A 21,212-nucleotide genomic window follows, 5' to 3' on the forward strand; every position below is an offset into this window, starting at 1 on the left:
GCGGCTGTTAGACAGCCACAACCTGAACATTGACGTCGTGGACGGCGGCCGCGTCATCAGCCAGGCCAAAAAGTAACCGAGCACCAACCGCCCGCTCTTTCCGCTCCGCCGCTGACCTGAGCGTGCTTTCCCTAACCCCGGTTGCGTGTGCTCGATATCGCGTGCTATGTTCGGGGTTAGTAGGAGAGTTCACAGAAAGGGCGGCTAGATTATGTATTTCACCGTCCTGAGGCGCCTGAACATAGCGGCCATCTTGGCAGGGGCCATTCTGGCCTTGAGCTTCGCTTTGACCTTCGGACTGGGAGCGGTTTCGGCTGATTCGCGTTGCGACCAACACTACGATCACTCACACGGGATGTGGTGGTGGTATCGGGTGGACGCCTACTCGAGTCATGGGAATGGGGTCGGTCCTTACGGCTACTACACCCACTGGGCCGATCACGAGAACTCGTCTAAGGATTGGTGCGACTCGTAGTTCACGTGGTCCCTAGACCGCCAAGCTCATCAGCGCAGGCGAGCGCCCGGAAGTTCTGTCGGGCGCTCGCCTGTGGTATGGCGTTTGTGATTTTTCTTTTGGCTGGGTGTTCCTCTCAATCTGGTCATGGTCACGACCATACGCACGACAACGTAGACCACCAAGCGAATCTCGCTTACCTCGAAGCAAACTATCCGACCCGAGAGCAGATGCTGCGGGTACGGGCGTGCGTGACCACCAGGACTGGGTACGAGTACCTTGAGCTACCGGCTGACTTTGGCCCGAAGTACCTCTATAAGAAGAAGCCCACGCCGACCGCAGATCGTGAAGAAGCGCCGGCCGAAGTGGATGCCGCATACACTAATTGCATCTTTGACCTTGGCCTTGAAGACCGGTTTTTTCCGCCGTGGGACCACGAAGCGCTGCGTCGAGCAAATAGCAACTGAGCGACAGCCTTGAGATGGAACCGATCAGCATGCAGACACTAACGTCATCACGAACCGCCCTTTTGGGCCGAGGGCTATGTCACAGCTTTGGTGCTCGGCGCGTTCTGCGTGGGGCCGATCTAGATCTCCACCGGGGGGAAATGCTTGCTGTCGTGGGAGTCAGCGGATCGGGAAAGTCGACGCTCCTCTACGCTCTGGCCGGCTTGCGGCGACCGCAGGAAGGCGTAGTCACATGGGGAGAGCACGCCAACATCTGGGGTCTGAAAGAACCGGATATCACGCTGGTCCGCCGGGCGACCTGCGGGTTCGTCTTTCAGTTTCCGGCCTTTCTGGACGACCTGACGGTTGCCGCCAACGTGGCGATTCCGCTAGTCGTATCGGGAACGAAGACGCGTGAGGCGCGTGTGCAGGCGTGTGCCTGGCTCGACCGATTCGGCCTCGGCCCGTTGACCGGAAAGTACCCGTCAACGCTTTCGTCCGGAGAGTTGCAGCGTGCGTCGATCGCCCGAGCCTTGACGATGCACCCTAGAATCGTCTGTTGCGACGAGCCGACCGGCGCGCTGGACGAAAAAAACTCCGGGTCGGTCGTCGCCGAATTGCGACGGATCGCCGAGGAGTTTGATGTTGGCGTATTGATTGTCACCCATGACCCTGCGGTGTCGGCCGCGTCTGATCGCGTGCTTCGCCTAGAGCGGGGACGCCTGATCGGCCAGGGCTAAGCCGCCTACAGTTGATCATTAGCTGCCTCTGGCCCCGCTCCCGCCGGATGCTCCTGGTCTGGATTCCGCTGGTCGTGGTGGGTGTTCTTGCCAGCGCCGGGCTGTCGCTGGCCCTTGGGTTTCGTTCCGGCCTGCATACTCAGCACGACGCTGTCATAACCAGGGATGGTCCGCCTGGATTGCCACCCAGAGTCCAGCCGACCGATGGGCCGCTCCGGACATCCAAGCTGGTCGCCACGGGTTACGGGCCGTTGGCAATGACTGTCTTCGCGGGCGAAACGGGACAGCCGCTGAACCTCCCCGGCATCCCCCGGGTCGAGCCGCCTGGGACCGTGCTGGCCTCACCGGCGGTGCTTGCCCAGTCTCAGGATGACTGGACGGGTGAATTGGGCGCCTGGCTGGGCGACCGGAATGTACAGGAACTTTCCGGCGCGGCGCTGGCTCATCCCCGCGAAATGGTGATCGTGGAGTTCGTCGATGCAGTTCTCCCGGAGCTCGCCTCCAGGTTCCACCCGGTTCGCGCCGGACGCGGCTCAACAGGTGAACCGCCGCTTGACACCAGCTTTGTTGCGCTTGGGCTGCTCGTCCTGGTACTCCCGTCGGTCGCGTTGGCCAGAGCCGGTGCCGCCGTGCATCTCAACGCTAGGGCGCGGCGCTATGGACTGTTGCGGGTTCTAGGCGCGCCGCCACGGCAGTTGGCCATCGCCATTGCCGCCGACATGGGGGTTCCGCTAATTGTCGGCGGGATTGCAGGCTCGGTCGCGCACGCGGTCGCGATGTCGTCGCTGGATTCGTTCACGCTGGCCGGCAGTTCGTACTGGGCAAACGACCTGCGCCTTCCCATTTTGCTGGGCCTTGCGGTCCCGCTGGCCACCGTCGTGGTCGGGCTGGGAAGCGTCGCGCGAATGGTCCAGCGCGCCAGCCGTGATCCAGTCGCGACGCTGCGCAGGGAACGTCCCCGCGTTTCCTACTTGTCCTACCTGTCGGCGGCTGGCGCGTTGGCTGGTCCCACGGCCATCTTCGCATCCGCCAAACTGGACGCGGGCCTGTCACCCTGGTTGATTACCGGCGGGTTGCTGCTAAGCATAATTGGCCTTGAAGGATGGTCCCGGCTGGGGGTGACGTTTGCGGGTCGGGCGCTCGCCAGCCGGACACGGGCGCAGATTGCGGGATCGCGAATGTCACGCTCGGGCTCCGACGCCTTGCTCGGCGTATCCGCCACCGCAGTGGCAGTCCTCCTGGTGGTGTTTATGGTGTCAGCGAACTTTCAGGGCACTCCAAAGCCGGTAGGCAACTTCGATGTATTCGTTAACCTTCCAAACCTTACGTCGCCTGACTCGATCGTCCGCAGCGTGGACGGAATCGACGGCGTTACCCGAACAGTGGCGGCGGGACGGATTCCCGTCGACATCAACGGAAAAGAAACATCGCTATATACGCTGACGTGTGACGATGTACCCGGGTCGGTTGCGCTCGACGCGACTTGCGATGCTGGGAGCGTCTACCTGGCGTCCGAGGCCGATGCAGCCAGCGTAACGGTGACGAATCGTTATCCGGAGACCGATGCGTCGATTCCCGGCATCTACCCGGTGGGAGGGCGCGTCAGGGGTTCCTGGGTTCCTAGTAACGGAGCCGTGTTGATCGTTGACCAGCTGCTGCGACCACTCATACCGGACCACACCGTCCTCCTTGTTTCAACGGACGGCGCTTCGGAATCCTTGCGACACGTCATGCAGGGCCTGCAAGACTTGCCCGACGAGTTGTATGCAACCACACATGCCGCTCTGGTATCCGGTATCAACATAGAAACCTTGATCGCCAATCCTTTCCTGCTGGTCATAGCGTCCACTGCGTCCGGGATGGCGGCGGTGGCGCTGCTCTATGCCGTGGTCTTGCTCTTTCGTCAGCGCCAAGCGGAGTTCCAAATGCTTCGCTGTCTAGGCGCCACTCGGAGGTTGCTGGCTATCGACATTGGCTTGCTCTTCGCGCTGCCGCTGCTGCTTGCCTTTGGCGTATCCATCCTATTGGGCTTGATTCTGTCTGCTACCTACAACATCAGCTTCGACGTCCAATCTCCCCCTGGAAACGCATCGTTTACATCCATACTGGTCACGGTGCTGGCTATTGGAAGCGTTGCGACTGCTCTGGTTGCGGGCAAAGCAAGCCGCACGCCGCCCTTGGCGTCGGATCCAGACGCGGCAGCCGGCTAACGACCATCGGCGTGCCGGCTCTCGCTCGCCGTCCCGCGGCGCATTTCGGTCGAATCTGAGGGCCTATGCCCTCCGAGATGGAGTTCAAGAGAGCGATGGTGCGGATCAGTCTGGCCGTCATCTCCACGGCAATCTCGTAGTACTGCCGCCCCAACTCCGCCGTGGCGGCCCGTGCGTCGTCACTCAACCCGGTGATTCGGGCGCCTGGAAACGACATGTACACTACGTCCGCCACGTTGACGGACCTGCCCATCGTCGACATCCTCAGTTTCGGCCAGCCCGAGCTGCGTGGATCGTCCCGGTCCGCGTGCTCGATCGGCAGCAGCTCGTCCAGCACCAGTTCCGGATGCAGGTGCAGCATCACCGATGTTTCAAAGTTGCCCCCATGACCGGGTGCGTGCACCGGCCGGCTCGCCTCAACCGCCTCCAGTCGCCGCCGCGCGATGTCCCAATAGGCGCCGGCCGCCACGCGAACGTCCGGGTGCTCCAGCACAAAATCTCGCGCCGCCTGCTGGATCAGCTGGATATTGCCGCCGTGCCCGTTCAGGATCAGGATGCGGCGGTAGCCCGAAAGCACCAGGCTCTCCAGCAGTTCCAGCAGAACCAGGCTGAACGTGCTGTTCCGCAGCGTCAGCACCCCCGGAAACGGCCGGTGATGATCGGAACTGCCGAAATGCAGCGGCGGGCTCACCAGCACGTCCAGATCGCCGACCGCCTCCGCCGCCCCGCGCGCCACCGCCATGCAGCACATCGTGTCCAGGCCGATCGGGTTGTGGGGGCCGTGCTGCTCGATCGCTGCCGTCGGCATGATCGCCGCGGCATTGGGCGCGCGCGCCAACTTCATCACGGTTCAATCGTTCCAGCGCCGTGTAGGCCATCGAGAGCCCTCGAAGCGTCCAGTCGGCGAATCGTGCCCCGCCGCGCATTCGCTGGCAAGGCCATCCGGTCGCGGGTCGAAGCAGTGTCCGCAACGCCGCCGAGAGTCACCGGCGTCGCCTGCGGCCTAGCTCCCGGCCGGCGCCCTAACCGCGACTTCCGTTGTCGCTTCCTCATCTGTAAGTAGCGCCTGGCGAGCATCCGCAGCAATCGGAAACGAGCGCCCCCGGGTTTGGCCCGGGGGCGCTCGGCGTTGTCTGCGCTGTAGGGGTTCCTGCGAAGGCGCTGCAACGGCAAAGTTGAGGTCATCAGCGCCACGCGGTTTGCGGTCCTCGCGTGCGCATGGCAAGTCCACGACGCCGGCGATGGCGGCGGGCCTGGCGGACAAGCCGTGGACGCTGGCAGACGTGGTGCACTTGATCGAGGACCGCGAAGACAGCGCCGAGGACGTGGCGAAGCGTCGGAAAGATCGCCGCAAGTCAAAGTAGGACACTACCTGGGGTTGCGCCATGAACAAGGACCTTGGCCGACACTCTAGAATCCCCGTCGCGCTCGTGGACGACCGAGAAACTTGGGAGGCTTACCGGCAACTGAACAGGTCAAAGGTGCGCGACTCGGGCCAGCGCACCCTAGCCGACATCGTGTCCGTGGTGCGCTACGCCATAGGCGGCGCAGACGAGTTCGTCCCTTCGCCGACGGTGTGCGTGAGCGGTTCCAGGGCTGGATGGCCCTGCAGGAGACTGCCGGATGCGCGTTGACAGAGGAACAGGTGCGGTGGCTGGAGGCCATGCGGGACCACATCACGGGCAGCGTTAGCATGGAGATGGGCGACTTCTATACGCCCCGTTCAACCAGCAGGGCGGCCTGGGCAAGGCGTATGAGCTGTTCGGAGATGAACTGGGCACACTGCTCGAGGAGCTGAACGGGGCTCTGGTGGGGTAGCGCTGGGCCACACAGGAAAGGAAGAGGATATGACGACCATACCGGAGATTCAGCAAGCCATTATGAGCCTGTCCGAGGCCGACTACACGAAGTTGTGTCGCTGGGTATTGGACCAAGACTGGGAGCGATGGGAGCGGGAGTTCGACGAGGACGTGAAGTCCGGCAAGCTGGACGTCTTGGCGGCCGAGGCGTTGGAGGCCAAGGCCAGAGGCGAACTCAAGGACCTGCAGGACCATTAGGTGCACAGGACGGCTCCACATTTCTGGCGGCGCTTCCAAGAGTTGCCTGCACCGGTGCAACAGACGGCAAGACGAAACTTTGAGCTCCTGCAAGCCAATCCCAGACATCCTTCGTTGCGGTTCAGGAATGTTGGGCGCTATTGGTCTGCCCGGGTGGGCGCTGCGTACCGAGCGGTGGCTATTCAGGACCGCGGAGACTTCGTTTGGTTTTGGATCGGTCGACACGACGAGTACCTGAGGGTCCTTGGCCGGTAGGGGCAATCATGAGCGTACCTTCAACCAGAGAATCGGATTGACAGATATGGAATTAGGTCAAATCCTAATCATAGTATTCACCGGAGTTGTCGCTGGGGCCACAGTCTTCTACGCGATCCTGACTTGGCGGCTCGTCTCAGAAACACGAAAGCTGCGGGAAGTTCAAACTGAACCAAGAATAAGCATACGAGTAGAAACAGATCACACCGGTCATCCTGGGTATGAGCTTGTAATAGAGAACAATGGTCATGGCGCGGCAAAGAACGTGCAAATTGAATTTGATGGGGACCCGAGCTATTTCCGCAGCGGTTGGATGCACGGTCACCCACCGGTGATTGACGAGCTACCCATTATCAAGAACGGCCTAGATTATCTGGAGCCTAACCAAGCGTACAGGTTTCCCCTAGGAACGGTGTCCTCTGACGAATATGAGCGTGCCACTGAAACACCCTGGACTTTCCGAACACAGTACGAGAGTTTATATGGCAAGCGTAGAACTGATACCTACATTGTGGATTTCTCTCAATTTAGGGGGACATTCTTCGAATCCAACCACTTGAAAGAAATAGCCGACCATTTGAGCGCCGTGAGGCAAGACTTCCACAGATTGACGGAAGGATACGCAAGAGTTCAGACCGTCACGCAAAGCAGAGATGAATATGAGCAGCGGCGCAAGGAATGGCAGAAGGCCCAAGAGGTTCAAGGCAAAAATGCCAGTGAAATGCCCATCTCCGACAATGACGAAGAGTGATTGAGATGGTCATCGGAAGCCTGCCGGATGGCTGGGAATCTGCCGCGTTGGAAGACTCTTGCTTGGTCATTCAAGGTCAGTAACAGCGATATTCAGAAGAAGCAGTATGGCAACGGGTCCAAGGACAGCCCGCAGGTGTCGAAGGGTTCCACGTGGTGCTGCTAGGCGGCTGATCAGTTGTCCGAGGAGCTGGCGCGACCGGGCCGCTGGGGTTGGCCGCCCAGCGGCCCGGGGTGCGCCCACGAAAGTGAAAGAGGCATGAGACCAGGAGATCGCAGGTTGCGCGTTCTCGTCCCGCTGACCGCCGTCGTGATCGCCGGAGCCCTATCTGTGACAGCGGCTATCGCCGTGCTCGACTACCGCCGAGCCGCCGAATGGAACACCTTCATCTCGAACGCCATGCGTGCGGACGTGTCCGGACGTATGGTGACCTCGGAGATTGTTCGGGACGTACCAGTCCATGGATCGGAGCCGACGTCGGACGCCCCACAGGAGTTCCTCTATGTCAACGGCGTCGGCTCAGAGCCGACGATCCCCATCAGCCTGGTGTCCGAGGGGTTGTGGCTTGTAAGGATTCGCTTCGCGGACGACGAGCCGCCGGACGTTGACACCATCCCGAACGTGATCCTCACCAGCGTCGGCGGTTCCGGCGGCGTCAGGTGGTCGAGAGACTGGTGGAATCGCATCTACGTTACGGGAGACAGGGATTGGGCGCAGGTCCTGGGCGAGCGGATGGCCGTATTCACACCCGGTGAGGTCGTGGTCCATATCTCGGACCTTCCGGACGACGTCGCTTGGTGGGTGGAGTTTGAACGGCTTGGCGAGCTCAAGCAACCGTAGGCACGTCCGGTCCTCGTCCATCGCACCACTCGAAGGTCCCGCTGTTCGCCCGCGGGAGACGATGCACCGTTGCCTCCGCACGCCCATCGCTGGCGTGAGGGCCAATCCATTGGTCCTACCAGCCAGTGGGATTCACGTGAATCCGGTAGCTATCGATTCAGAACCCGCAATCCCCACGTTGCAGCCGGGCGCGGTTGGCCCTTCAGCTGTCGTAGACCCAAAGGCTGGCGCCACCCGCCTCCCTGGTGCCGGTCATTGGACTTCGGGGTGCGTGCGAGCAGGCTCGGCCACTGGAGGACCTCGACACCGAGCGGCGGTCGATGCCTGCGCCACACCCGGCTCGCTCATTCGTGCCAGGCGCGCGTGAAGCACCGGCGCGTCGTGGGGTGAAGGGTGTCGCTGACCGGCGGCGCTCCGAAATCAAGGTGCGAGATCGGCGGGCCTTGCACAGCCGTCGACTCCAGGCCGCGATGTGGTGCTCGGGTGTGTCCTTCGGCTCGAAGTCGTGTCCCACTCAATATGACGGCTTCGCAGGTCCTTGGGCCTCGTTGATGATTCGGGGCATGTATACAGGCCCTCCCTCCGGGGTATGCGCGTTCCAGCGGGCTACGTGATGTCCTGGGGGCGTACAGAGATTGGAGGGGAGTTGCAGAAGTGCACGTGAGTCGTGGGCCAGGTGGTATCAGGTGGCAACCGAAAGGCGTGCCAGCAGTTTGCTGCAGTGGAGTAAGCATGTGGGCATAAGGCCCGGTTGCAAGACGGAGGACACGTCATTCTCTATAGGAGGGGCATGTTTGCATAAGGTGTGCGCAGAGGTTTCGAGCAACGACCTCGGCGAAAACGACACGTTTGCCTGGGGAGCAAAGGCCGACGGGACGTGGCAGGCACTGGTTACGGCAGGGGTGGCGCATGATGGACGGGTGCCACCGCAGCTCACGGTGCTGTGCCACGCCCTGGTGTCAGAGCGGGAACCGCCGGGAATCGCGAGGGTATTGAGCATCAATCCTAGGACGCGAGCCTTGGGCAGGCGCCGCGACGGCTGCCGCCCGGCGGCGGGATCGCAACGAGGCCTTGGAGCAGCGCCTAGCGGAACCTCTGGTTGGCGTTGACGGACGCCCCTCGGCGGCTATCGTTGGGCTGCATGCAAGGAGCTGTGGGTTCGGAGCTTTCGGGAGGCAGCCAACGATGGCTCAAAGCAACCGCCCGCCGCCGACCGACGCGTGGAGGTGCGGGGACAGCGCGGAGACGACCGTCGGTTGCTGCTGACTGTCGGGCCGCGACAAGGGTGCCGAGGCTACGGTGATCTCGGTGGAATGTGGCGGCGTGCCTCGCCCCCTGGCGTCGCATGGCTACGGACTGGTTGGCAGAGCTGCACGGCGCGAGGCGGAGCGATGGCGGACTGCAGGCAAAGGAGGCATAGCCCAATGACGACGGCACGACGAAGACGCAGAAGCGCCCAGCCCGAGTCGAGTGACGCCGGCGGCGCGATGGACCACCGGTCCGAGTTGTGGCGCATGGCCGACGCCCTGCGCGGCAGCATGGACGCCGCCGAGTACAAGCACGTCGTCCTCGGCCTCATCTTTCTCAAGTACATCTCCGACGCCTTCGAGGAGCGCCACGCCGTGGTGCTCGCCGAGTGGGGTGAGGAAGCCGCCGAGGACGAGGACGAGTACATCGCCGAGAACATCTTCTGGGTGCCGCCTGAGGCGCGCTGGTCCGTCCTGCAAGCCCAGGCGCACCAGCCCAGCATCGGCACGGTCGTCGACGACGCGATGGTCGCCATCGAACAGGACAACCCAGCCCTCAAGGACGTGCTGCCCAAGGACTACGCCCGCCCCGCGCTCGACAAGACCCGCCTCGGCCAGGTGATCGACATGGTCAGCAACGTCAAGGTCGGCGGTGCCCAGGCCCGCGCCACCGACGTGCTCGGCAGTGTCTACGAATACTTCCTGGAGCAGTTCGCGCTGGCCGAGGGCCGCAAGGGCGGCGAGTTCTACACCCCGCGTTCCGTCGTCAGGCTGCTCGTCGAAATGCTCCAGCCCTACGAAGGCCGCGTCTACGACCCCTGCTGCGGCTCCTCGGGAATGTTCGTGCAGTCGGTAGAGTTTATCGACGCCCACGCCAGCGGCAACGGCAACGGCGGACGGGCATCGTCGAGAATCTCGATCTACGGCCAGGAGTCCAACTACACCACCTGGCGCATGGCCCGCATGAACTTGGCCATCCGGGGCATCGAAGGCCAGATCGCCCACGGCGACAGCTTCCACAACGACCGCCACCCCGACCTGCGGGCCGACTACATCCTCGCCAATCCTCCCTTCAACGTGTCGGACTGGGGCGGGGAGCGGATGCGGGACGACCCGCGGTGGACGTACGGCATACCGCCACTGCGCAACGCCAACTTCGCCTGGGTGCAACACTTCCTGCACCACTTGGCGCCCCGAGGCATCGCAGGCTTCGTCCTAGCCAACGGCTCCATGTCGTCCAATCAGTCGGGCGAAGGGCAGATCCGCCAGAACGTGATCGAGGCTCGCCTGGTGGACTGTATCGTCGCTCTGCCGGGCCAGCTATTCCGCTCCACCCAGATTCCTGCCTGTCTCTGGTTCCTTCGCCAGGGCCGCGGCGGGGCGCACGGACCTGGCAGGGATGAGACGCTGTTCATCGACGCCCGCAATCTGGGCCACATGGTGGATCGCACGCGCCGCGACCTATCGGAAGAAGATATCGCCCGCGTTGCCGACACCTACCACGCTTGGCGCGGCAGCGGGGGAGAGGGCGAGTACGCCGATGTCCCCGGCTTCTGCAAGAGTGCGGCGCTGGATGAGATTCGCCGGCACGGTCATGTCCTGACACCCGGCCGCTACGTCGGTGCCGAGCCGCAACCGGACGACGGCGAGCCCTTTGAGGATACGATGGCCCGGCTCACCAAGCAGTGGCGCGAACAGCAGGCGGAGGCCGCGAGACTCGACTCGGCCATTGAGGAGAACTTGGCACGGCTGGGGTTTGGTGCGAGCCAGGAGGGCAACGGCTTATGAGACCTACAGTCGTCTTCGACTCGTCACCTCCTAACTGCATCGCCAATGTGCACGGCCTTCCTGACTGTGCGGCCACGGTGAATTTCGCAACCCAGAGGCAACTTCAGCCGCTGGAGGGAAATACATGACGGTCGGTGAACTCATACGCCTGCGGGCGATCTACCCGTCTGGCATACCGGTGGTGGCGGACGGCTACGGTGTGTCGCCAGGGCAGATATCCTCAGTGAAGATGGCCTTGAACTCGGCTAAACACCGATGGGATGAGCGACACAGCGAACCGAACAGCCCGACGAGAAACGGCTAGGCAGCACTGACGTGGTCGAAGCGCTGGTCTTGCGGCGTGTGTCGAATTTGGACGGATTGGAGTCAGTCGTGAGCGGGCATGCATAGTCGTGGAAGAGGAGCCGTGCCAACCACGGCTGTCAGATGGCGGGAGCATCGCGCCGAGGCCCATCGGTTGGACGCAGCGATTGGGGATAACCTGACGCAGTCGGGGCTTGGGATATGAGGGATACCTGATGAAGCTGGATTTGACACCGCTGGAAAATGCGGTGACGCAATTGGAAGATTCGCTCGTTCAGTACGAGTCCAACATAGTACGGCAGTATCCGACGATCCAAAACCAAATGAGGGCCGGGGCTATCCAGGCATTTGAATTCACCTACGAACTCAGCGTCAAGATGATACGGCGCTACTTGGAACAGATTTCGGCCAATCCTGAGGAGGTAGATCAGCTGGACTTTCGGAACTTGCTCAGAATGGCGAGGCAACAGGGGTTGTTGCATTCCGAACCAGACGCTTGGATGCGGTATCGCGCTGATCGTGGCGCCACCAGCCATGCCTACAACGAGGCGAGGGCCGAGAGGGTCTTTCAAGGCATCTCGGAGTTTCTGCGGGAGGCCCGTTATTTGCTCAAGGAATTGCAGGAAAAGAATGAACGCCTCGACTAGCCCGGTGGACATCAGGATCGACCATCTTGAAGCCGTGCAATGCATCCTCCGCAAGCATCTGCCGGCGGGTGTCAAGGTCTCGGTGTTCGGCAGCCGCGCCAACTGGACCTCGAAGCACTCTTCAGACCTCGATCTGGCAGTGCAAGGCACCGCCGCGATCGACCATGAAACTATGGCTAGGCTGGAGATAGCCTTCGAAGAGTCTGACCTGCCATATACCGTCGATGTAGTTGACCTGAACCGTATTGGAGAGTCCTTCAGGCAGATCGTCGAGTCGCAAAGAACTCTTCTTCCCATGTACGCAGATGGCAACAAGCCGATGCCGACGACTGGTTGGCACGAGGTTACGCTTGGGAACTTCGCACCTTTCGCCTATGGAAAGGGTCTCCGATCGGACGACCGAATCTCGTCAGGAGATGTACCGGTCATAGGATCAAATGGAATAATCGGTTATCACGATAAGCCACTGATTGATGGGCCAACTATCGTCATAGGAAGAAAGGGGACTGTCGGTGCTGTTTACTATTCCCCTGTTCCCTGTTGGCCGATAGACACGACCTTTTACATCACAGGTGCCGACTCTGGCCTTTTGCGGTTCAGATACTACGTTCTCAAGTCACTACCTCTTCAGGAAATGAACGCCGACAGCGCAGTTCCGGGACTCAACCGCAATGACGCACACGCTTGTCTGGTGCGAGTGCCTGTTGAATCGGAACAACGCGCCATCGCCCACGTGCTGGGCACGCTGGACGACAAGATCGAGCTGAACCGGTGCATGAGCCAGACGCTGGAGGAGATGGCGCGGGCGCTCTTCAAGTCCTGGTTCGTGGACTTCGACCCCGTCCGCGCCAAGGTCGCTCTCAAGCAGTATGCCCTAGCGAATCACGCCGACCCTAACGCAGTGCCGAGCGGGAACGGCGCCGCGCCCGGAGGCGAGTGGACCGTCGAACGCGCCCGCGCCTACCTGGACGCCATGGACCCGCAGATCGCCGACCTCTTCCCCGACCGGCTGGTGCCCTCGGAGCTTGGGGAGATGCCGGAGGGGTGGGAAGTGAAGGCGCTGGGGGAGCTTGTCGAACTTGCCTACGGTAAGGCTCTGCGAGCAGCCGACCGAAAGGACGGCACCGTTCCCGTGTATGGCTCGAACGGACAAGTCGGCTGGCACGATGAGAAGCTTGTAGTGGGGCCAGGCATCGTTGTCGGGAGGAAAGGCAACCCCGGTGTCGTAACGTGGGCGCATGGCGACTTCTACCCAATCGACACGACCTTCTACGTGGTCCCAAGGAATGCCAATTTCGGGGTACACTTCCTTTTCTTTGCCCTTTCCATCCAAGACCTTCCGTCTGTTGCGGCAGATTCGGCGGTGCCGGGACTGAATCGAAAACTGGCATATATGAACATGCAGCTATTGCCTAACACACCACTCGTAGCCGAATTCAATGACTACGCGCGCGATATCTTCTCTCGCCGTCATCGTCTGCAATCGGAGTCCCGTTACCTTGCAGCCCAGCGGGACGCGCTCCTGCCGGAGCTAATGTCAGGGCTGAGGTGAGGAAATGTCCGAACAGGAGAATGACGCTTTGAACATCAATTTGAATTCTCGAGCTGTCGAAAAGCTGATCGACTATACGGCGAGTGGCATCGGCAGCACAGCTAGCTTCGTCTTTTCTCGCATGATGGCGCGACGTGACGCCGAAGCGAAGCTCATCGCTGCTGAGGGTGAAGCAAAAGCGAAGATTGCCGAAGCCAAAACTCAAGCAGACACCATGCGGATCATCTCGAAAGCGCAGGCCGACGCCCGTTCAACGATTATTTCCTCTGAAGCTGTTGTTGGTGGTGAAGTGACATTTGGCGATCTGGTCGAGCAGCGAATTCAATTCCAAGAGCAAAAACGACAATCCAACATTGAATCGGTCGTACAACAGGCAGCTTTGGAGCTAGAAGATAAGGAAGTCCAAGACGACGAAGTCGATCACGACTGGACAGCGCGATTCTTCAACGATGTTCAAGATGTATCCTCTGAAGAAATGCAGCAGATTTGGGCCAAAGTCCTTGCAGGCGAAGTAGAGAGATCTGGGAGCACATCCATCAAGACTATCGGAATTCTCAAAAATCTAGATAAGGGAACTGCCGATCTATTTCGGAAGCTTTGCTCCATCTGTGTATCGATCAGCCCAGATGGAGGTATTATCATGGATGCCAGAATCCCTGCGCTAGGTGGTGATGCGGGAACCAACGCGCTGCAAAAGTACGGGCTTAGTTTTGACAACCTGAACGTGCTCAACGAACATGATCTTATAATCTCCGATTACAACTCCTCGTATGACTACAAGATGAGTGTGGGCATCCCTTTGCCCGGTCAAGCGCCACCCTTGTGGCTGAGATTCCCATTTAGATTTCAGGGACGATCGTGGGTCTTGGTGCCAATAAAACAACGATGGGTAGACAAAGAATTCAGGCTGTCAGGAGTCGCTCTTGCTCAATCTGGTAGAGAGCTTTCACGCGTCGTGGAAATACAGCCTATGAAAGAATACCTCGAAGACTTCAAGAAATTCCTTGGCCAAAATGACTTGAACATGGCTGAATCAGGGATTCATTTACCACACCAATTCCAAGTACCGCCGGAGTGAAAGAGGGTGCCTACCACCATCCTCGCCGAATCTGGCGCGGAAGACGCCGCGCTCGGCTGGCTAACCGATTTCGGCTGCCAAACTGCTTACGGCCCCGTCATTGCACCTAATGCGCCAGGGGCCGAACGCGCGGACTACGGTGACGTGGTGCTCGAGCGCCGGCTGCGGGATGCACACGCGGCGTTGAAGCCCGCCCTGCTAGCGGATGCGCTGGACGACGCCTTCCGCAAGCTTACGCGGCCCGAGGGCTCGTCTCTGGAAGCGCGCATTCGAGGCTTCCACCGGATGCTCGTGAACGGCGTTGAGATCGAGTACCGGAACGCCGAGGTCCGGGTGGTCGGGGGACAGGATTAAGTCGTGGACCGCGAGAAACCAAACAACAACGACTGGCTGGCGGTAAACCAATTCAGCGTCACCGAGAACCGAAACGCCCGCCGGCCGGACGTGGTGCTGTTCGTCAACGGCCTGCCGCTGGGCGTGATCGAGCCGCTGTCGCGGCATATTTCGGGAAGGTTACGATAGCGCCATGGCAGCAACCCAATACCACCTTGGCATGTTCCCTCCTCGGAATCTGGACTGGGCCCGGTTAGTGCCTGAGATCGGGCGAGCGCACTCTGCGGTGGCGGCATATGGGGCGATGCTCGAAAGCATGCCCAACACTGGTGTCCTCATTTCTCCGCTTGCGACCCAAGAGGCCGTTTACTCAAACTGCATTGAGGGCACGGAAACAACCCTTACTGAGGTTCTGACCTTCGAGGCCGATGAAGACCAACCCGTCGATGATCCAGCCAAGCGACACGACGTCTACGAGGTCGTGAACTACAGGATCGCCCTCGCTGCTGCCAACCGCCAGATCGAACACATACCTTTATCGTTGAGGCTCATTCGCAACGCTCACCGCATTCTGATGAGAGGCGTCAGGGGGCGGGACAAAGCCCCGGGCGAATACCGCCGCATACCCAACAGCGTTTGGATTGGACCTCCTGGTTCGACCATCGAGAGCGCCGACTTCGTGCCCTGCCCTGTGGAGCATCTGGCGGGCGCCATGGATGCATGGGAAGGGTTCATTCACTCGGATGAGCCCGACCCGCTGGTGCAGCTGGCAATCGTTCATGCCGAATTCGAGTCAATCCACCCCTTCCTGGATGGAAACGGACGGATAGGCCGGTTGATCGTTCCGCTATATATGGTTGCGAAGGGCCTCTTGGAGGCGCCGCACTTCTATATCAGCGGCTTTCTCGATCAACACCGCGACGAGTACTACGAGCGGCTGCGAGCAGTGTCCCGCGATGATGACTGGACTGGCTGGTCCGGGTTCTTCCTGAAGGCCGTTGAAGAACAGGCCAATACCAATCTGGCCCGGGCCAGGAGCATCTTGGCACTCTACGACGAGTTGAAGGAATGGGTGGTTGACGAGACCCATTCCCAGTACGCCGTTCGAGCTCTCGACTGGATCTTCGGAAAGCCGATTTTCCGTTCATCCGATTTCGTGCGGAACTCCGGGATTCCCGCACCCACGGCGTCCCGGATACTACGAGTACTGCGCGACGGCGATATGTTGACCGTATTGCGTGAAGCTCGTGGGAGGCGGCCGGCGATGCTGGCCTTTTCCAGGCTCCTCCGCGTGGCGGAAGGCGGCGCGGCGGTTGCGTCTCACTGATTGAAGACAATGGGTTTTGTGACTCATGTTGGGCCTATGGTGATGCACAACAGCGCTTGTGGTGAGCTCGTGATGCACAACGAGAATCCCGGCGAACGACGCACAGGCCCATGACCACCGTCAGGGAAGCCGACGTGGAGTCGGCCGCACTGGACTGGCTAAGTGCTCTTGGTTGGCGCGTGGCTCTTGGACCGAATACCGCTCCCGACACTCCCGCGGCCGAGCGCGGCGACTACAGCGAGGTCGTGCTGGAGAGACGGCTGCGGGATGCTCTTGCCACGCTTAATCCCGGCCTGCCGGTTGAGGCAGTGGACGACGCGTTCCGAAAGCTGACCCGGCCCGAGGGGTCATCGCTAGAGGCACGCAACCGTGCGATTCACCGGATGCTCGTCAACGGTGTCGAAGTCGAGTATCGGGATGCGGAGGGCCGCGTTGTCGGGAGCCAGGTTCAGGTCATCGACTTCGAGAGCACTGCCAACAACGACTGGCTGGCGGTGAACCAATTCAGCGTCACCGAGAATCGGAACACGCGCCGGCCGGATGTGGTGCTGTTCGTCAACGGGCTGCCCCTGGGCGTGATCGAGCTAAAGAGCCCGGCGGACGAGGACGCCACCATCCACACGGCGTGGAGCCAGCTCCAGACCTACAAGGCCGAGCTGCCCACGCTCTTCGCCATGAACGCGGCGCTGGTGGTTTCGGACGGACTCGAGGCCCGCCTGGGCACCCTCACCGCCGGGTGGGAGTGGTTCAAACCCTGGCGCACGGTCAGCGGAGAGGCGCTGGCCGATGAGCACCTAACCGAGTTGCAGGTGTTGCTGCAGGGCGTCTTCGACCCGCGCCGGTTTCTCGCCATGGTGCGCGACTTCATCGTGTTCGAGGACGACGGCGGCGCGCTGGCCAAGAAAGTGGCGGGCTATCACCAGTTCCACGCGGTGCGGGTGGCCGTGCAAGAAACGGTGCGCGCGGCGGGATTGCCGGAAGGGCGTGTCTACGATCGTGCGGGACGCTACGAGGCCGGCCGCCGGCCGGGCGGCGACCCGGGCGACCGCCGCATTGGCGTGGTGTGGCACACCCAAGGCGCGGGCAAGAGCCTGACCATGGCCTTCTATGCCGGGGCGATCGTCCGCGAGCCGGAGATGCAGAACCCGACCATCGTGGTGCTCAGCGACCGCAACGACCTGGACGACCAGCTCTTCGGCATCTTCGCCCGCTGCCAGGACCTCTTGCGCCAGCCGCCGGTGCAGGCACAGGACCGCGCCGACCTGCGCCGCAAGCTGTCGGTGAACGCCGGCGGCGTGGTGTTCACCACGATCCAGAAGTTCTATCCCGAGGAGAAGGGCGACACCCACCCCGCGCTTTCGGACCGGCGCAACATCGTGGTCATCGCCGACGAGGCCCACCGCAGCCAGTACGACTTCATCGACGGCTTCGCCCGCCACATGCGCGACGCGCTGCCCAACGCCTCGTTTGTCGGCTTCACCGGAACGCCCATCGAGCTGCAGGACGCCAACACACGCGCAGTCTTTGGGGACTACATCAGCATCTACGACATCCGGCGCTCCGTGGAAGACAGGGCCACGGTGCCGATCTACTACGAGGGCCGACTGGCCAAGCTGGAGCTGGACGAGAGTCTGCGACCGAAAATCGATCCAGACTTCGAGGAGGCCACCGAGGGCGAGGAGATCGAGCGCAAGGAGAAGCTCAAGACCAAGTGGGCGCAGTTGGAGGCGGTGGTCGGCGCGGAGCAGCGGGTCAAGCAGATCGCCGAAGACATCGTGACCCACTTCGAGCAGCGGCTGGCGGCGCTGGACGGCAAGGCGATGGTGGTGTGCATGAGCCGCCGCATCTGCATCGACCTCTACCGCGAGCTGGTGCGCTTGCGTCCCGGCTGGCACGACGACGATGACGCCGAGGGCAGCATCAAGGTGGTGATGACCGGCGCCGCGTCCGACCCCGTCGACTGGCAGCCGCACATCCGCAACAAGGCGCGGCGCGAGGACCTGGCGAAGCGATTTCGCGATCCCGCCGACTCGCTGCGGGTGGTGCTGGTGCGCGACATGTGGCTCACAGGCTTCGACGCGCCCAGCCTGCACACCATGTACGTGGACAAGCCGATGCGCGGCCACGGGCTGATGCAGGCCATCGCGCGCGTGAACCGGGTGTTCAAGGACAAGCCGGGCGGTCTGGTGGTGGACTACCTGGGCCTGGCGCAAGACCTCAAGAAGGCCCTGGCCACCTACACCGAGAGCGGCGGCAAGGGTGAGACCGCGCTGGACCAGAATGAGGCCGTGGCGGTGATGCTGGAGAAATACGACGTCTGCCACGGGCTGTTCCACGGCTTCGACTGGTCGCTGTGGACGACAGGCACCGCACCGCAACGGCTGGGGCTGCTGCCGGCCGCCCAGGAGCACATCCTGGCCCAGGAAGACGGCAAGGACCGCTGCCTCAACGCCGTGCGGGAGCTGTCGCAGGCGTTCGCCCTGTCCGTGCCGCACGACGAGACGACGCGCATCAGAGATGACGTGGGGTTCTTCCAGGCGGTGCGGGCGGCTCTTTCCAAACGGGCGGAGGGCGAGGCGCGGCCCGAGGAAGAGCTGGACTTCGCCGTGCGCCAGATCATCTCGCAGGCGGTGGCCGCCGGGGGCGTGATGGACATCTTCGCCGCCGCGGGCCTGGACAAGCCCGACATCTCGGTGCTGTCGGAGGAGTTCCTGGCGGAGGTGCAAGGGATGCGTCACCGCAACCTGGCCGTGGAGCTGCTGGAGAAGCTGCTCAAGGGCGAGGTGTCCACCCGGCGGCGCAAGAACGTGGTCCAGGCACGCTCCTTTGCCGAGATGCTGGAGAAGACCCTGCGGCGCTACCAGAACCGGGCGATCGAGGCGGCGCAGGTGATCGAGGAGTTGATCGAGCTTGCCCGCGACATGCGGGAGGCCAACGCCCGCGGCGAGCAGCTGGGGCTCTCGGACGACGAGCTGGCCTTCTACGACGCGCTGGAGACCAACGACAGCGCGGTGCAGGTGCTCGGCGACGAGACGCTGCGCGACATCGCACGTGAACTTGTGGACACCGTTCAGGGCAACGTCACCATCGACTGGACCATGCGGGAGAACGTCCGGGCCAACCTGCGCCGCTTGGTGCGTCGCATCCTGCGCAAGCACGGCTACCCGCCGGACAAACAGGAGAAGGCCACGCTGACAGTCTTGGAGCAGGCGGAAGCGCTCTCGGAGGACTGGGCGGCGACCTGAGAGGGGCGACCCTCCAACGCCTACCTAAAGGACCAGCCTGAACCTCAACAGAAGGTTCATAATTGTGGCCAGCTTGCTAGGAGTAATGAGACCAGCGCTACGTGAGGCGCACCCACTCGATCTCATAGTCGTCTGCGCTGACCCATTTCTCGTCGGCAACCCAGACTTGATCAATATCTTTTGGCCATTGGCTGGACACAACTATTGTCTTGATCTCTTCGTCGGTCGGGCCAAACTCAGGGTCGCCAAAGAACTGGACCAAAAGCAACCTCAGGCAGTCGGAATAGTCGGAAAATTTCTCAGCCGCAGCTGATGCCTGCCTTCCAAACTCCTCTCGGAAGCCATCGTTCGCCGACTCTCGTTTCCGACGAAACGCAGCCGGATCGTGGTGGTCAGTGCTTCCACAAATCATGACTCCTATGCCGCGCGTTGGGGTAGTTTCATCTCTCTCCGACTCATGCACAGCACGAAAGTTCCAGGGAATTGGCGAAGATTTACCGATGCCACCGAATGATCTCGCTTCGTCAGCATGTGATGCAATGTCGCTGGCGATAGTCCTTGCTATGGCTGCAATATCCCGGTCTCTTTTGCCGTGGAGGGACACTTCTTGGACTGACAGCTGATACAGCAAATCCGTGAAATCATCTCCGTGTGACCGCAAGGCCTCCAACAAATACTCCGACAGGTTGTGCTCGTTCCTATGATTGGCGAGGTGTTTTCCTGGCGGCCATACAATCGATTTGCGCTCGATGACTATAGAGGGTTCACCTTGAGCCTCTAGCAACACTTCCGGCGCCGGTCGGTCCCGTATCTCCACATCCAGGCACTGTGATCGAAAGTACGATGTGCCGTGCTGCTCGTTGTACGCGACTACGAAGGGTGCGAGTTCTCGCCACTCGCAAGGCCCAGCGGGAGGTAGGCACGTGAAGAGCATCGTTCACTTCATGAATCCGAGCTCCTTGAATCAAACGATGCTATCACCCGTCGCTAGATCTCGGGACGAGGAAAGGCCAGGCGGGCGGTTGGGTGTCGTTCCAGAGCCGGCAGCTCCAGCCTGGCGGCGGGCCCGTCGCCTTTCGGTCCACGCCCACCGATGGCCGCTGGGCGATCCGCGTTCTGACCGACGATCTGGGAACGTTGGACCTGCGAGAGCCAGCCGAAGTGTCCACCATGTCCCCGAACGCCTGTCCACGATGTGCCAAGTCTGGACAGGACCCAGCACCGTGGGAGCGCGAGGGAGCTTCGCCGCCTGTGGGAAGCCAGCGAGGGTCGTCAAGCCTCCGCGGTAGTCCGACCGGCCCAGGCCGCGGATGCCGCATCCAACGTCTGCGGCACAGCGCCACGGGACGCTCGGCCCGTTCGGGATTCGCCTGCCGGCCGAGTCCATGTGACGCCGCAGGGTTGGTGGCACGGGCGTTCGCCCGCTTGGACACGCCGTAGTTTTCGGTCTGCGTGTCAACGATCGGCTGCCGCCCCGCCTTCGGCGTCTTCGGCGGCGCCCGGCCCGTCACGTCCGGGTCGGCGTGTACTCCACCACCAGCCGCACCCCCGATCATTTCAGGTGGGACCCCGCCGGGGGCCATTGACCAAGAAGGCTAGAGTCGAAAGTCCCGCGGCCAACCGGCGCGTGATTGGCGTCGCGATCACTTCCGACTCCGTTCAGTTGTCGGCCGGCACCGGTTGCCAGCCCGCGACCGTGGCCACGGCCGTGCCGTCCACGTCGACGGTGAAGCTGTACGCCGCCGCAGGTACCGTGACGGATGGCGCGCGTAACGCCACCGCGAACCGCACATCCGTCACCGCCGCTGGCACGTTGATGTTGCCCACCGGAAAGCCCACCCGTAGGGCGACGTTGTCGGACAGGTCGACTCACGTCGCCTCGCCGTCGGGGGCAGCCTCGTCCAGGCACGCGGACTGCCCGACGGTAACGTGATGTGAT

General features: G+C 61.8%; 18 protein-coding genes and 1 CRISPR repeat array (1 of these 19 running past the window's edge). Of the genes, 15 read left to right on the forward strand and 3 right to left on the reverse strand.

Annotated elements, in window-relative coordinates:
* The first annotated feature begins 950 nt into the window (after window positions 1–950).
* Both OXG33_13270 and OXG33_13275 read left to right on the forward strand, forming a co-directional pair.
* On the forward strand, window positions 951–1,640 hold the full coding sequence (locus tag OXG33_13270) for an ABC transporter ATP-binding protein (GenBank protein MCY4114887.1): 690 nt from the start codon (window positions 951–953) through the stop codon (window positions 1,638–1,640).
* A gap of 47 nt (window positions 1,641–1,687) precedes the next feature.
* Window positions 1,688–3,850: a hypothetical protein gene (locus OXG33_13275; GenBank protein ID MCY4114888.1), complete on the forward strand. Its 2,163-nt coding sequence runs from the start codon at window positions 1,688–1,690 to the stop codon at window positions 3,848–3,850.
* On the opposite strand, the gene OXG33_13280 is transcribed toward OXG33_13275, so the two are convergent.
* On the reverse strand, window positions 3,762–4,694 hold the full coding sequence (locus tag OXG33_13280) for a creatininase family protein (GenBank protein MCY4114889.1): 933 nt from the start codon (window positions 4,692–4,694) through the stop codon (window positions 3,762–3,764). The two genes, OXG33_13275 and OXG33_13280, sit on opposite strands and share 89 nt — an antisense overlap.
* A 397-nt stretch (window positions 4,695–5,091) precedes the next feature.
* Between OXG33_13280 and OXG33_13285 the strand changes: the two genes are divergently transcribed.
* From OXG33_13285 to OXG33_13345, 13 genes are all read left to right on the forward strand, one after another.
* On the forward strand, window positions 5,092–5,214 hold the full coding sequence (locus OXG33_13285; GenBank protein ID MCY4114890.1) for a hypothetical protein: 123 nt from the start codon (window positions 5,092–5,094) through the stop codon (window positions 5,212–5,214).
* Window positions 5,215–5,697: 483 nt separating this feature from the next.
* A complete protein-coding gene (locus OXG33_13290) occupies window positions 5,698–5,907 on the forward strand; it encodes a hypothetical protein (protein ID MCY4114891.1) in 210 nt (69 codons plus the stop codon).
* Window positions 5,908–6,162: a hypothetical protein gene (locus tag OXG33_13295; GenBank protein MCY4114892.1), complete on the forward strand. Its 255-nt coding sequence runs from the start codon at window positions 5,908–5,910 to the stop codon at window positions 6,160–6,162.
* A 46-nt stretch (window positions 6,163–6,208) separates the two neighbouring features.
* Window positions 6,209–6,913 carry a hypothetical protein gene (locus OXG33_13300; GenBank protein ID MCY4114893.1) on the forward strand — a complete coding sequence of 235 codons (705 nt, stop codon included), beginning with the start codon at window positions 6,209–6,211 and terminating at the stop codon, window positions 6,911–6,913.
* Between the two features lie 279 nt (window positions 6,914–7,192).
* On the forward strand, window positions 7,193–7,753 hold the full coding sequence (locus OXG33_13305; GenBank protein MCY4114894.1) for a hypothetical protein: 561 nt from the start codon (window positions 7,193–7,195) through the stop codon (window positions 7,751–7,753).
* 1,487 nt (window positions 7,754–9,240) lie between these two features.
* Window positions 9,241–10,788 carry a class I SAM-dependent DNA methyltransferase gene (locus OXG33_13310; GenBank protein ID MCY4114895.1) on the forward strand — a complete coding sequence of 516 codons (1,548 nt, stop codon included), beginning with the start codon at window positions 9,241–9,243 and terminating at the stop codon, window positions 10,786–10,788.
* Between the two features lie 518 nt (window positions 10,789–11,306).
* The gene (locus tag OXG33_13315) at window positions 11,307–11,738 is read left to right on the forward strand and encodes an HI0074 family nucleotidyltransferase substrate-binding subunit (protein MCY4114896.1); all 432 of its coding nucleotides are present in this window, start codon (window positions 11,307–11,309) and stop codon (window positions 11,736–11,738) included.
* A 4-nt stretch (window positions 11,739–11,742) separates the two neighbouring features.
* Window positions 11,743–13,290: a restriction endonuclease subunit S gene (locus OXG33_13320; protein MCY4114897.1), complete on the forward strand. Its 1,548-nt coding sequence runs from the start codon at window positions 11,743–11,745 to the stop codon at window positions 13,288–13,290.
* Between the two features lie 4 nt (window positions 13,291–13,294).
* On the forward strand, window positions 13,295–14,368 hold the full coding sequence (locus tag OXG33_13325; protein ID MCY4114898.1) for a DUF2806 domain-containing protein: 1,074 nt from the start codon (window positions 13,295–13,297) through the stop codon (window positions 14,366–14,368).
* 6 nt (window positions 14,369–14,374) lie between these two features.
* Window positions 14,375–14,722 carry a hypothetical protein gene (locus OXG33_13330; GenBank protein MCY4114899.1) on the forward strand — a complete coding sequence of 116 codons (348 nt, stop codon included), beginning with the start codon at window positions 14,375–14,377 and terminating at the stop codon, window positions 14,720–14,722.
* Between the two features lie 3 nt (window positions 14,723–14,725).
* Window positions 14,726–14,890, forward strand: coding sequence for a type I restriction endonuclease (locus OXG33_13335; protein ID MCY4114900.1), 165 nt, complete (start codon window positions 14,726–14,728; stop codon window positions 14,888–14,890).
* A 4-nt stretch (window positions 14,891–14,894) separates the two neighbouring features.
* Window positions 14,895–16,028, forward strand: coding sequence for a Fic family protein (locus OXG33_13340; GenBank protein ID MCY4114901.1), 1,134 nt, complete (start codon window positions 14,895–14,897; stop codon window positions 16,026–16,028).
* A 110-nt stretch (window positions 16,029–16,138) separates the two neighbouring features.
* Window positions 16,139–19,273 (forward strand): type I restriction endonuclease subunit R, encoded by a 3,135-nt coding sequence (locus OXG33_13345; protein MCY4114902.1) that lies wholly within the window; start codon window positions 16,139–16,141, stop codon window positions 19,271–19,273.
* Window positions 19,274–19,370: 97 nt separating this feature from the next.
* Here the strand turns inward: OXG33_13345 and OXG33_13350 are convergent, their stop codons facing one another.
* Together OXG33_13350 and OXG33_13355 are read right to left on the reverse strand one after the other, a co-directional pair.
* Entirely contained in the window at window positions 19,371–20,060 is a 690-nt protein-coding gene (locus OXG33_13350) for a hypothetical protein (protein ID MCY4114903.1), read from the reverse strand.
* A gap of 872 nt (window positions 20,061–20,932) precedes the next feature.
* Window positions 20,933–21,100, reverse strand: a complete 168-nt coding sequence (locus OXG33_13355; GenBank protein ID MCY4114904.1) for a hypothetical protein — start codon at window positions 21,098–21,100, stop codon at window positions 20,933–20,935.
* 107 nt (window positions 21,101–21,207) lie between these two features.
* Window positions 21,208–21,212: direct repeats of the CRISPR family, unit length 28 nt; it runs 205 nt beyond the window's last position.

Source organism: Chloroflexota bacterium, from assembly GCA_026708035.1.
In the GTDB taxonomy this organism is placed as follows: domain Bacteria; phylum Chloroflexota; class UBA11872; order UBA11872; family UBA11872; genus JAJECS01.

Bases quoted from the DNA above. Each gene is read 5' to 3' on its own strand.
- OXG33_13340 (MCY4114901.1), top strand. From the start codon at position 14,895: ATGGCAGCAACCCAATACCACCTTGGCATGTTCCCTCCTCGGAATCTG.
- OXG33_13270 (MCY4114887.1), top strand. From the start codon at position 951: ATGCAGACACTAACGTCATCACGAACCGCCCTTTTGGGCCGAGGGCTA.
- OXG33_13310 (MCY4114895.1), top strand. From the start codon at position 9,241: ATGGACCACCGGTCCGAGTTGTGGCGCATGGCCGACGCCCTGCGCGGC.
- OXG33_13315 (MCY4114896.1), top strand. From the start codon at position 11,307: ATGAAGCTGGATTTGACACCGCTGGAAAATGCGGTGACGCAATTGGAA.
- OXG33_13345 (MCY4114902.1), top strand. From the start codon at position 16,139: ATGACCACCGTCAGGGAAGCCGACGTGGAGTCGGCCGCACTGGACTGG.
- OXG33_13275 (MCY4114888.1), top strand. From the start codon at position 1,688: ATGCTCCTGGTCTGGATTCCGCTGGTCGTGGTGGGTGTTCTTGCCAGC.
- OXG33_13300 (MCY4114893.1), top strand. From the start codon at position 6,209: ATGGAATTAGGTCAAATCCTAATCATAGTATTCACCGGAGTTGTCGCT.
- OXG33_13325 (MCY4114898.1), top strand. From the start codon at position 13,295: ATGTCCGAACAGGAGAATGACGCTTTGAACATCAATTTGAATTCTCGA.
- OXG33_13285 (MCY4114890.1), top strand. From the start codon at position 5,092: ATGGCGGCGGGCCTGGCGGACAAGCCGTGGACGCTGGCAGACGTGGTG.
- OXG33_13290 (MCY4114891.1), top strand. From the start codon at position 5,698: ATGACGACCATACCGGAGATTCAGCAAGCCATTATGAGCCTGTCCGAG.
- OXG33_13280 (MCY4114889.1), bottom strand. From the start codon at position 4,694: ATGAAGTTGGCGCGCGCGCCCAATGCCGCGGCGATCATGCCGACGGCA.